Annotated in this window: 10 protein-coding genes; 2 read left to right on the top strand and 8 right to left on the bottom strand. The window is 60.4% G+C overall.

Features of this window, described 5'->3' with window-relative positions; all coding sequences use genetic code 11:
• Window positions 1–2: 2 nt before the first annotated feature.
• Both VGL70_14795 and VGL70_14790 read left to right on the top strand, forming a co-directional pair.
• Window positions 3–1043: an ABC transporter substrate-binding protein gene (locus VGL70_14795; GenBank protein ID HEY3304797.1), complete on the top strand. Its 1041-nt coding sequence runs from the start codon at window positions 3–5 to the stop codon at window positions 1041–1043.
• On the top strand, window positions 1033–2001 hold the full coding sequence (locus VGL70_14790) for an ABC transporter substrate-binding protein (GenBank protein ID HEY3304796.1): 969 nt from the start codon (window positions 1033–1035) through the stop codon (window positions 1999–2001). The genes VGL70_14795 and VGL70_14790 overlap by 11 nt, the downstream gene beginning before the upstream one ends.
• A 16-nt stretch (window positions 2002–2017) precedes the next feature.
• Here VGL70_14790 and VGL70_14785 read toward each other — a convergent pair whose 3' ends face one another.
• From VGL70_14785 to VGL70_14750, 8 genes are all read right to left on the bottom strand, one after another.
• Window positions 2018–3028 carry an ABC transporter ATP-binding protein gene (locus VGL70_14785; protein HEY3304795.1) on the bottom strand — a complete coding sequence of 337 codons (1011 nt, stop codon included), beginning with the start codon at window positions 3026–3028 and terminating at the stop codon, window positions 2018–2020.
• Window positions 3029–3235: 207 nt separating this feature from the next.
• Window positions 3236–4222: an ABC transporter ATP-binding protein gene (locus VGL70_14780; protein HEY3304794.1), complete on the bottom strand. Its 987-nt coding sequence runs from the start codon at window positions 4220–4222 to the stop codon at window positions 3236–3238.
• 9 nt (window positions 4223–4231) lie between these two features.
• Entirely contained in the window at window positions 4232–4921 is a 690-nt protein-coding gene (locus VGL70_14775; protein HEY3304793.1) for a GntR family transcriptional regulator, read from the bottom strand.
• Window positions 4921–6441: a beta-ketoacyl synthase N-terminal-like domain-containing protein gene (locus tag VGL70_14770; GenBank protein ID HEY3304792.1), complete on the bottom strand. Its 1521-nt coding sequence runs from the start codon at window positions 6439–6441 to the stop codon at window positions 4921–4923. The genes VGL70_14775 and VGL70_14770 overlap by 1 nt, the downstream gene beginning before the upstream one ends.
• A gap of 115 nt (window positions 6442–6556) precedes the next feature.
• Entirely contained in the window at window positions 6557–7663 is a 1107-nt protein-coding gene (locus VGL70_14765; GenBank protein ID HEY3304791.1) for an ABC transporter ATP-binding protein, read from the bottom strand.
• A 19-nt stretch (window positions 7664–7682) separates the two neighbouring features.
• Window positions 7683–8867, bottom strand: coding sequence for a M24 family metallopeptidase (locus VGL70_14760; protein ID HEY3304790.1), 1185 nt, complete (start codon window positions 8865–8867; stop codon window positions 7683–7685).
• A 198-nt stretch (window positions 8868–9065) separates the two neighbouring features.
• Window positions 9066–9959 (bottom strand): VOC family protein, encoded by an 894-nt coding sequence (locus VGL70_14755; protein ID HEY3304789.1) that lies wholly within the window; start codon window positions 9957–9959, stop codon window positions 9066–9068.
• 122 nt (window positions 9960–10081) lie between these two features.
• The coding region (locus tag VGL70_14750; GenBank protein ID HEY3304788.1) for a UPF0182 family protein at window positions 10082–11815 on the bottom strand (1734 nt) is incomplete at its 5' end.

The raw sequence follows: 11815 nt of genomic DNA, 5'->3' as shown, positions 1-11815 counted from the left end.
TCATGAGCGCGCTCGACCAGCCTCTTCTCATCGCCAACAGCAATTACCACGTGGGCCACCAGATCGCTATCTTCGTCGCCGAGGAGCAGAGATTTTTTCGCGACGAGAAGCTTGGCGCATACCGTTACGACGCGGGCGGCTTGATTCCGGGCCCGTTGGAATGTGAAGGGCTCGCGCTGGCGATGAAAAATCGCGGCGTGGACATCGCCACCGCGGTCGACGTCGAAGCGGCGATCTCCCAGCGCGCCAAGGGAGCGGATTGTTACATCGTCGGCGGTTGGCGCTACACGCCGTTTCTGAAATGGTACGGCGCCAAGCGCGTGAAAGACATGAGCGCGCTTCGCGGCGGCAGGATCGGCATGCGCGAGCGAGAAGGCCTGGTACAGGTCTTCATCCATCAAGCTCTGCGCGATGCCGACGTCGATCCGGAGACCGAAGTCGAATGGATCTACGATCCGGTCTTCGGCTACCGCAACAACCCGGCCCACGCCGAGATGCTCCGTGCCGGAAAGGTGGACGCCGTCACCTCGCAGCCGCCTTTTTCCGATCAGCTTGAAAGGGACGGCTTTCCGATGATCCTCGACCCAAACAAGATTTTTCCGAAGCGGCCGGGAAAAATAACCGTCGCGACTGCCAAAACGATCGAGCAGCGCGGCGAAGAATTACGCGCGTACTTCCGCGCCATCATCCGCGCTTTCTGGTTCATGCGCGATATCGAAAATTACGATTATTTGAAGGAGCTTGAGGCGCGCCTCAGGAAAACCAATACACACAACGAAGACGAGCGCCGGCTCGCCATCGTCACGTCGCCTGATCGGCTGGACAGTTGGGCGCTGCCGATAGACGGCGGCGTCGCGCCGGAGGCGGTAAATAGAATCGTCGCTGAAATGGTTCAGCGTGGAAAGCTTCAGCGGGCGCTTCCGGTCGAGGAAGTTCTGCGTGACGGTCCGGTCGTCGCGGCTTACAAGGAAGTCAGCGGCAGACCGCAACTAAAATCCGCTCTCCAGACCGCGATAGCCGCCGTAGAGAAATATGGCTTCTAGCTGGAAGCATCGGAGCATCTTCATAGCGGTCCTGGGGTCGAGGCTCATGTTTTCCGGCGCGTCGCTCGCGTCGGAAAGGGCGCACATCCATATATCCGCCGGCATCAGCGCGAATACTCTTCTCTATCGCTACACGATTGAAAAAGGCTTTTACCACGAGGAAGGACTCGAGGTGTTGGCGGTTCAGGCCGGGATGTTGCCGGGTATTCAAGGCCTGGTCGGCGGCAACTTCGACGCCAGCCAGATCCTCGGCCAGGGCGCGGGCGCTATCTTAAGAGGTCTGCCGCTCAGGATCGTCATGGTCTTCGATACGCGCCCGCTCAACTGGCTCTTCGCCAGGAACGTCAAAACGCTGCAGGAGCTCAAGGGGAAACAAATTGCCGTCTCAAGCTTCGGCGCGGCCCTGGATCAGATGACACGTGAGCTACTGGCTAAAAGCGGGATCGATCCCCAGCGCGACGTCGCGCTGCGCGCGGTCGAGCCCACCCCCAGCAGGCTGGCCGCGTTGATGGCGGGCGCCGTGGACGCGGCCGTGCTCAATCAAACCGACAGCCTGATCGCCAAGAAAAACGGCTTTCACGAGCTCGTCTTCTACGGCGATCATCTCGAATTCGTCACCGCCGGGGTCGTCGTTGCGGAGAAAACGCTCGCTCAGCGGCCGGATTTTATGCGCCGTTTTCTCCGCGGCACGCTCAAAGGGTTTTTCTGGTTTAAGACGAACGAAAAGGAAGCCGTGAGCAGAATGGCCAATGCGATGAAAGTAACGGAAAGCGAAGCTACGGAGGCTTATAAGGCGGCGCAGCGAGGGATGTCCGCCGACGGCACGATTCCACGCGCGCTCCAGGAAAAGACGATCGCGCTGCAGAGGAAGACCCTCAAGGTCGAGCGTGAAGTGGCCCCCGAGCAGGTTTACGACTTCACGACGCTCCGCGCGATTCACAAAGAGATGGGGCCATGAATCTCTGCGAGTAATTTCACGCCAGAGCGCAGGCCACCCAGTGATCCGGCCTAATTTCCCTCAATTCAGGAACGGCCTGCTTGCAATCCGGGATGGCGATCGAACAACGGGTATGAAAGACGCAGCCTGAAGGCGGGTTCGAAGGGCTCGGCACCTCGCCGCCGAGGACGATCCGTTCGCGCCGGGCTTCGATCATGGGATCGGGCACGGGAACCGCCGAAAGCAGCGCTTTCGTATAAGGATGGAGCGGATTCTCGTAAAGCTCCAGGCGGTCCGCGATCTCGACGATCTTCCCCAGATACATCACCGCGATGCGGTCGCTGATGTGGCGCACGACCGAGAGGTCGTGGGCGATGAAGAGATACGTGAGGTCGAACTTTTCCTGCAGCTCTTCCAGTAAATTGATGATCTGCGCCTGGATCGAGACGTCCAGCGCCGAGACCGGCTCGTCGCACACGATGAGCTTGGGCTCGAGCGCCAGAGCGCGCGCGATGCCTACCCTCTGGCGCTGGCCGCCGGAAAGCTCATGCGGATAGCGGCGCGCCATGATCGGGTTCAGTCCGACCACGCGCAAAAGCTCGGCCACACGGTCGTCGCGCTTGGTCCCGTTCTGCGCGAGCGCGTGCACGTGGATCGGCTCGGCAATGATCTGTCCGATCGTCATGCGCGGGTTGAGAGAGCTGTAAGGATCTTGGAAGACGATCTGAATGTGCCGGCGGAGCGGGCGCAATTCTTCATCGCTCATGCGCGCGAGGTCCCGTCCCTCGAAAAGCACGCTGCCGCTCGTGGGGCGTTCGAGCTGAAGCAGGCAGCGGCCGGTGGTCGTCTTGCCGCAGCCGGATTCCCCGACCAGCCCCAAGGTCTCGCCGCGGCGGATGGAAAAGCTCACGTCGTCCACCGCTTTGATCCAGCCGACGATCCGCTGCGTGATGACGCCGCTCGTAACCGGAAAATATTTTTTGAGGCCGCGCACCTCGACGATAGCAGTGTTTTGAGTTTTGAGGTTTGAGTTTTGAGTTTCCGACATAACTAAAAACCGCGAACTAAAAACTTATGACCTGAGACTCCTGCCTTTGAAATGTTATAACACAACGACTGCAAGAAGATTTATCGCGCCAAGGCGCAAAGAGCGCAAAGAAAAATATAGTCTTATGTCTCCGAGCTTGGCGTCCTTTGCGACTTTGCGCGAGTCATCGTTTTTCTGACCCCGCAACCCAAAATCAAACTGAAAATTTCAAATATCTTTGCTTAGGTTTTCCGCGACCCAGCACGCGGAATGATGTTCGTCTTGAACTTGTCTAAGCGGAGGCGCTTCCTCAGCGCACCTCTCGACGACGAAGCGGCAGCGCGGCGCGAAGCTGCAGCCCGGCGGCAGATTCCACAAGTCCGGCGGCTGGCCCTCGATCGGCTCGAGCTTCGATTTCCGCGGCTGGTCGAGGCGCGGCACCGAGTGGAGCAGGCCGATCGTGTAGGGATGGCGCGGGTCGCGGTAGATCTCGGCCGCGCTGCCGCGCTCGATGATTTTACCGGCGTACATCACGTTGACGCGGTCGGCGTAGCGCGCGACGACACCGAGATTGTGCGTGATGATGACGAGCGCGACGCCGAATTGCTTGCTGAGACCGCGCATCAATTCGAGAAGCTGCGCCTGGATTGTCACGTCCAGCGCCGTCGTGGGCTCGTCCGCGAGGATGAGTTTGGGGTTGCAGGCGAGCGCGATCGCGATCATCACGCGCTGGCGCATGCCGCCGCTGAATTGATGCGGATACCCGGCCAGGCGGTCGGCGGGATCGGGGATGCCCACCAGCCGGAGCAGCTCGAGCGCGCGGCTCCGCGCTTCCGGCTTGGAGATCGGCCGGTGCGCCTCCAGCGTCTCGGTGATCTGCCGCTCGATCGTGAGAACCGGATTGAGCGAGGTCATCGGCTCTTGAAAGATCATGGCGAGCTCGGCGCCCCGGGTGCGCCGCATCTCCTCGTCGTCGAGCTTCAGGAGATCGTTTCCCTGAAAACGGATCTCGCCGCCGACGATGGCGGCTTGCGGGCGCGGGATGAGCCGCATGATCGACAGCGCGGTCATCGATTTGCCGCAGCCGCTCTCGCCGACAATGGCCACCGTCTCGCCTTGTTTGACGTCGAACGACACGCCGTCCACCGCCTTGATGACGCCGAGCGACGTGGTGAGATAGGTCTTGAGACCGCGGACTTCAAGAAGACTCGCCATGGATTTCTCTCAGGGCGGCCGGCCGGGCGCGCCGTGAAGCGCTTTCTTTAATGCCTCCACGTGGTTCTGAAGATGTTTGATGACGGCGGCCTCCGCCAGCTCGGAATTTTTCTTGAGGAACGCATCCATGATCTGATCGTGCTCGCGCATGGAATAGTCGAGCCTCTGCGGCAGGTGCAGCGAGACGATTCGAGCCTTGCGGATCTCCTGGCGCATCTGGACGATGAGATGATAGAGGCGCTGGTTGCGGGCCAGCTCGGCGATGAAGCGATGAAAGCGGCTGTTGGCCTCGAAGTACCGCTCCGCGTCCTTGGCTCTATAGGCTTCTTTGAGCAGCCGGTGCAACTCCCTCAGCCGCGCGACCTCCTCGGGGCGCGCCCGCTCTACCGCCAACCGCGTCGCCAATCCCTCGAGCACGCCGGTGATCGAGTAGGCGTCCTCGATTTCTTCCATGGTGGGCTTGCTTACGACCACGTGCTCATTCGGCAAAAAGGTTACATAGCCTTCCGCCTCCAGAGAGCGCAGGGCCTCGCGCAACGGCACGGGACTGACCTTCAGTGAAGCGGTCAACTGGTCCTCGGAAAGTCTTTCTCCGGGCGCCAGCTTGCCGGATACAATAGCCCGCTTCAGCTCCTCGGCGATGAGCCGGGTAAGCGACCGAAAGCGCTTCTCGGCGCGGTCTTCCCCTCTGCCGATCACTACTGCTCCTTCACACCGGGCGTTTTCTTTGCGCGGAGCGGCAGCGACGGCAATCCGCGCACAAGCTGCCTCATCGCTTCTTTTACCTTCAGCAGCTGGCTCTTCACCGTAAAAACATAGCCGCCGTCGAGCTGTCGGAGGTAGACTTCGCGGCCTATCTTTAAATGGCCGATATCCTCTCCTTGGGCCATGACAAGTTGCCCGGCGCGATCGCGCACGAGCGCCAGAGCGAGAGGAGGCAGAAATCCATCGGGCGTAACGTAGAGGATCGTGAAGGTCTCGATTCGCCCTTCCTCGCTCAGAGCGGCAGCGGCCGTCTGCCGCCGCAGCGGCCTGGCAAGGCTCGGCGCAGGCGACCAAGATTTTGCCTCGCGAGCACCGTCCACGCGCTCGACAATCGTCACGAGGTTGTTGGCTCCAAGCCCGCCGGTGCTTTGCGCCAGCGCCCGTCTCGGTTCGCGCCTAGGCTTTGTCTTGACGTTGCCTCTCAAGCGTTCGGCAACCTCGACCACCTGCGCCACTCCGCTGGCGCCGACCGGATGGCCGCGCGATTTGAGACCGCCCGATGGATTGATCGGCAATGCGCCGTCGACGGAAGTCTTGCCCTCCTCCACCGCCTGCCATCCTTTGCCGGCGGGGAAAAAACCCAGGTCCTCGGTGCTGATGATCTCGAACGGAGTAAACGCGTCGTGGACTTCCGCAAAGTCGATGTCCTTGGACGAGATCCCGGCCATCCGATAGGCGCGCTCGGCCGCCATCCGTGTGGCCTCGAAAGAGGTAAAAGATTTTCTTTCTCTCAGACCCGCGGGGCCCGTCCCCTGGCCGATGCCGGAGACGATCAGATCGGTTTTTTCCGCCGTCAAGATCACCGCCGCCGCGCCGTCGGTCATAGGCGAGCAATCATAAAGCCTGAGCGGCGTCGAGACAAGCTTGCTCGCCAGGTACATTTCTTTGGTGATCGGCTTCTGAAACTGCGCGCGGGGATTGAGCGCGCCGTTCTGATGATTTTTCATCGCCACGAGGCAGAGAACCCGCTCCAATTGCGAGAGAGAAAGACGATAGCGCTTGCGATAGCGCTCGGTGATCATCGCCGCCAGGGCGGGCATCGTCGCGCCGCACAGGCGTTCCTGACGCTCGATCACTTCGGCGAGGATGCGGGTCGCCGCGCTGGTGCTGAGATGGGTCATCTTCTCGCCGCCGACGACGAGCACGCTGCGATAGTACCCCGCGGCAACGGCATGACAGGCGGCGTGCAGCGCCGAGGCGCCGGCGGAAGAGGCGGTCTCCACACGGACCGCGGGGATTCCCGACACGCCGAGCGTCCCGGCGACCTGAGCGGCGATGTTGCTCTCGCCGGTGAACTCCTCGGGATTCATCGCGCCGATATAAAGCGCGTCTATCTCTTGAACCGGCGAGTTCGATAAAGCCAGGGTGGCAGCTTCCGAGAAGAGTTCCAGCAGCGTCTGAGCGCTTTTGCCGAACTTGGTCATGCCGACGCCGGCGACGTAAACCGCGCTCATGGCTTTTATACTACACTATAAATTGTCAGGGATAAAATTTTGAGCCGCTTCTGGTAAGTAAGCAGTACGCAGCCCTCTTTCCCTGCCTTCTGCGGTCTGCTTTCCGCCTACTGACCTAGACTTCGCCGCTCCTGATGACGAGACAGTCCTCGACGGGAATCTGGAGCGAAACCTGCGCGCCGCGCTCAAGTGTCATGTTGGGCGGACCTTTCGCCTGGACCTTCTGTTGCCCGACCAGCACGTGTAGCTCGGTGGACTCTCCGAGGTAGGTATAACCCTGCAACTCTCCGTGGAGAACGTTGTCGCCGGAGACGAGCGGCCCGTCGTTGGATATCACGACCTGCTCGGGTCTGAATGCGATCAGAACTTCCTTTCCGGTTGGCTCCGGGCCGCCTTTCAACGTCGCCACGAGCGTTCCGATCGTCGTCTCGACGCGCGCCCGGCCACGCGCGTCCGGACCTTCGACGAGCCGGCCCCGGACGATGTTGGCGGCGCCGATAAAATCGGCGGCGAACTCGTTCACCGGCCTGGAGTAGATTTCGCGCGGCGTGCCGTGCTGAACGATCCGGCCCCGGTTCATCAGCGCGATTTCGTCGGAAATCGCCAGCGCCTCCACCTGATCGTGCGTGACGTAGAGCGTCGTCGTCCGCAGACGCCGCTGCAGCTCTTTCAACTCCCAGCGCATCTGGTTTCTGAGTTTCGCGTCCAAATTGCTCAGCGGCTCGTCGAGCAACAGGACCTTGGGCTCGGCAACCAAGGCGCGGGCGAGCGCCACGCGCTGCTGTTGCCCTCCGGAAAGCCGCGGCGCGAGCCGGTCCCCCAGCTCTTCGAGGCCGACCAGCTTGAGCGCCTTCTGTACCTTCTCCTGAACCTCAGCGCGCGGCCGGTACTTAGCTTTGAGCGGATACGCGACGTTTTTAAAAACCGTCATGTGCGGCCAAATCGCATACGACTGAAAGACCATGCCGACGTCGCGCTTGTTGCCGGGAACGAAAAGTCCCTCGCTCGAAGAGAAGACCTTGCGCTCGCCGATGGTGATCTCGCCGCGGTCGGGACGCTCCAGGCCGGCGACGCTTCTGAGCGTCGTCGTCTTGCCACAGCCCGATGGGCCGAGGAGAGTAAAAAAACTTCCCGGCTTGACCTCGAAATCGATGCCGGCGAGCGCGTCCACCCCGCCTTCCTGGGTCTTGAAAGATTTGCACAAATTTTCCACTCGAATCATATCGTCCGCCACTCCACCGCTATAAGCTTATGAACTTGAGCTCTCGTCTCCCCAGCCGCCGCGCACCGTTTCCCTCTATCACGACCGTGTCGCCCGCGCGAATGGAATCTCTCATCTCGCCTTTTCTCGCCGCCGGCTTCAAGATGAAGACGTGACCTTCTTTGAGCTCTTTTCGCGCCGCGGGAAAATCTCGAATTGCGCCCCGGAGCATCGGCGCGTCTTCGCCCAACCCGCGCCCGTGCATCAACGCTTCGCCCGGCTCGAAGCCGGCGGCCTCTACTTCGTCCTGATAGAACGCAACCACGTCGCCGAACACGAGCCCGGGTCTCAACAGCCCGAGCATTTTTTTAAATACGGCGAGCGTCACGTCGAACATCTTCTCCAAATCTTTGGGCCGCGGCCCGAGAGAAATCGGCTGCAGCGCCTGCGCGATATAGCCGCCGTATTTCGCCTCGACTTCCGTATTGATGAGATCGCCGGCTTTGAGCGGCCGCGCCGTCGGCACCCGCTGCGCCCACGGCACTTCCGGCCCGCCCGCGCCGAAAAGCAGCATGGTGATCGGCTCCCCTTCCTGCCGTGCGATCTCCCGCAACATCTCGGCGATGAGATAATTTTCCGGCACGCCGGGCCGGACCAGTTCCATCATCGCATCAATCGCTTTACTGATGATCGCGCCGGCTTTTTCTATAAAAGCGATCTCTTCGGCGCTTTTGACCGAGCGCGCCTCCTGAAGGAGATCCGTCGCGTTCTCGAAGCGGATCTGCGGCAGCGCGGCGCGAATCTTTTCATAGGTTCCCCACGGCACTATGCCTTCCGGAGCGCGCACCAGACCCGCGAGGCCGATGACGCCGACGCGCTCGGCGCGGATTTCTTTCAGGCGCTGGATCACCGGCTCGCCGTACGAGCGGCGCGAGGGACGGATATCTTTGACCGAGTCCTGCGCCAAACCCCACCACTCTACCTCGTTCGCGCCGCGGACGACCGCCGTCACCTCGCCTTCGAGCGGAAAGACAACCCCAACCTCGGTCTGAAAACCGCCGACCTGCGTGAGATAGCGCGTGTCGGCGCCGAACTGGTCCCAGTGGCCCTGAGCAGGAAGGCCGATCACGCTGTCGAGGTTCGCCTTCCGCATTTCGGCGCGAACCGCGCTCCAGCGCCGCTCCATCTCGTGCCGGGAAAAAGTCGGAATGATCGGTTTTTCCATTTGAGCAAAAAAATCTCTTTCAGAGAGTCAAAAGATCGCAGAGGACGCCTGGGTGTTTCTCGGAGAGCCGATGCGTGGGATGAGAAAATTCAAGCAGAACAGAGAAACACTCTCGGTACTTACCGTTGAGTGTAAGCCGAACGTATCGCATCGGCTCGGAGAGAGACACCCAGGCGTCCTGACGGCATGCCAACGTTTTCACCGGCCAGGCGTTTTGCCTGCGTCGAAGCTGGATATTCCTTTTCCCTGCTTCGCCCGGTTCTCCTGAATCCGGCGCCACTTCTCCTCGTCCGACATGAGATCCCAATTTTCCGCCCCGTGGGCAGTGATTTGAAGATAGTTGTTGTCCGGGTCAAAGAAATAGATGCTGCGCTCGCCGGGCGGCCGAAGACCGTCGGTCGAGCGGTGATCCCCAAGAGAACGCCCGCCCAATTCCGTGATGAGAGTGACCATGCGATCGTAATCTTCCTGGCTCACGTTGAAGGCGACGTGACAGGCCCGGCCTTTCTTTTTCGTTCGCTCCGACAGCTCCGCTACTTCTTTGATTCCTAAAATCTGCTCGTTCTCGAACTGAAAGAGCTTTTCTCCGCGCTCGTCCCCAAGCGGCTTGAGTCCCAGCGCCTCGGTCCAGAAACGGCTCGTCTTGGCCAGATCTTTGGTCTCGAAGATCACGTGGCTCAAGCACGTTCCGCTGGGCCCGCCGCGGCGCAGACATATTTCGATGTGATTGTCGTCGGGATCAACGAAGCAAAGGGATTTGATCCACGGAGAGTCCGATTCATGTTCGGCGACCGAGCCGGTTGGAACCCCGCTCGCTTGAATTCTTTTCGCCGTCGCATCGAAGCTCTCCTCCGAATCCAGCGCGATGCCGTAGCGCGGCGCGCCCGTGGTCGAGCGCGGAACCTGCACGCCGGGAAGCGTCAAGCCGACGATATTCTCGCCGGCCAGGACGTAGGTGTGCCGCGGCGAGCCGTCGGCGTTTTTCCGCTGCGTCATGAACTTGAGTCCGACCGTCTCAAGATAAAACTTCTCCGATCGTTCCAAGTCACGGACGGGAAAAGCGACATGGTCAAGAGTCTTGGCGCCGTACATATTCACCTCCGCTGCGCGAAATCGCGCTAACAGAAACCTATGCGGCCTTCCGTTCTTTACTTCTCTTTATTTCTTTTCAGAATCCCGAGCGTTGTCAATCTACCAAACTCCTGCCGAACTTTTTACTTTTGCCTTGCCATTTCTTTCAGCAGCTCCTCAACGCGCTTCAACTCTTCGCCGAACGCCGCCCAATTCCCCTGGCGCAGATATTCCTGAGCGCGTGCGAAGTGCTCCGCGGCTTGATTGGCTAAGGTTTTTTCCTTGCTCACCGCTTCACGCCCCTCGGGCGCTCTTGCCTGCGCCGATCTGCCGCCGAAAATACGGTCTAACGATTGCTCCAGGGTTTCCTCCATCGCAATCTGATTGCCGAAGGCGACGATCACCCGCTTCAACTCCGGCAGCGATCCTTTCTCCGCCGCAAGATAAAGCGGTTGCACGTAAAGCAGCGACGCCTCGATCGGTATCGCCAGCATGCTGCCGCGAATGACCTGCGAGCCGCGCTGGTTCCAAAGACTAAGCTGCTGCGAGATCACCGCGTCCTGGTCGATGCGTGCGTCGATCTGTCTCGGCCCATAGATCAGCTTGGCCTTGGGAAAATCGAGCGCGATCAACTTGCCGTAGTTGGGCGGATCGCTCCGCGCCGCCAGCCAGGCACGCATGTTGTCGCGCTTGTTAGGCGTAAAAGGCAGCAGGAGAACGAACTCTTCCCGCGTCTCGCCGGGAAGGCGCATGATCGTATAGTACGGCTCCATCTCCGTTTCCCGCCCGCCGATGCTTCTATGCGGAATACTCAGCACGTCTTCCTTGTTATAGAAAACCTGCGGGTCCTGCATATGGTAGGTCGCGTACATGTGCGCCTGCACGGTAAAGAAGTCTTGCGGATATCGGATGTGGGCTCTGATCTCTTCCGGCATCTGCTCCGGCGGCTTGAACAGGCCGGGGAAGATTTTGCCATACGCCTGGATGATGGGATCGTCTGGAGCGCTGACATAGAAGTCCACCGCGCCGTTATAGGCGTCGATCACGGCCTTGACCGAGTTGCGAATGTAGTTGCCCAGTTTCGGCACCGGTTCCGAATAGGGATAGCGGCTCGATGTCGTATAGCCGTCGATGATCCAGAAAAGCCGGCCGCCCTGAGCGATCACGAGGTAGGCGTCGCGGTCGAACTTGATAAATGGCGCGATCTTGGCCACACGCTCTTGAATCTGGCGGTGATAAAGAATCCGGCTTTGACCTGTGACGTCGTTGGAGAGCGCGATTCGGAGCGTTGCGAAGCGCGCCGAAAAGAGCAGCTTGCGCCAGAACGATCCAACCGAGACCCCGCCACTCCCTTCATAATTGGTGTAAACGTTCTGGTCGCCGGCAGGATAGTCCAGCTCGCTGGCCTTGGTCTTCACGAAAACGTAATCGTTGGCCAGCTCGCCGTAATAGATCTCCGGCCGCGTGACTCTGAGGGCCGGCTTCGAAGCCACCGGCGGGATATCCTTGATGAAAAATTCCGGCAGCCCCTCGGGCGTCACTTGATTGACCGGCCCGAAGACGACGCCGTAGCCGTGCGTGTACGTCAGGTGCTCGTTGATCCAGATGCGGCTCGGCAGGTGTTGGTAGGACAGCTCGCGCGCCGAAAGCATCACCTGGCGCGAGCCGCCGTCGATGAGATACCGGTCGTTGTCGACGTCGACAAACTTGTAATAGGTTCGGATTTCCTGGAGCTGGCCGTACGTCGCGAGCAACGGACGATGATCCCAGAGCCGGATATTTTTGATGGTCGCCTCGTTGCGCTTCAAATCGGCGGCGGTGAGGCGCTCCTCGGCGGGAAAGTCTTTGGATTCGATTTTATCCAGGCCGTAGGCGCG

Source organism: Candidatus Binatia bacterium, assembly GCA_036504975.1.
GTDB lineage: Bacteria > Desulfobacterota > Binatia > UBA9968 > UBA9968 > JAJPJQ01.
The sequence above is the reverse complement of the archived record's forward strand: the minus strand, read 5'-3'. Positions and strand labels throughout refer to the sequence as shown.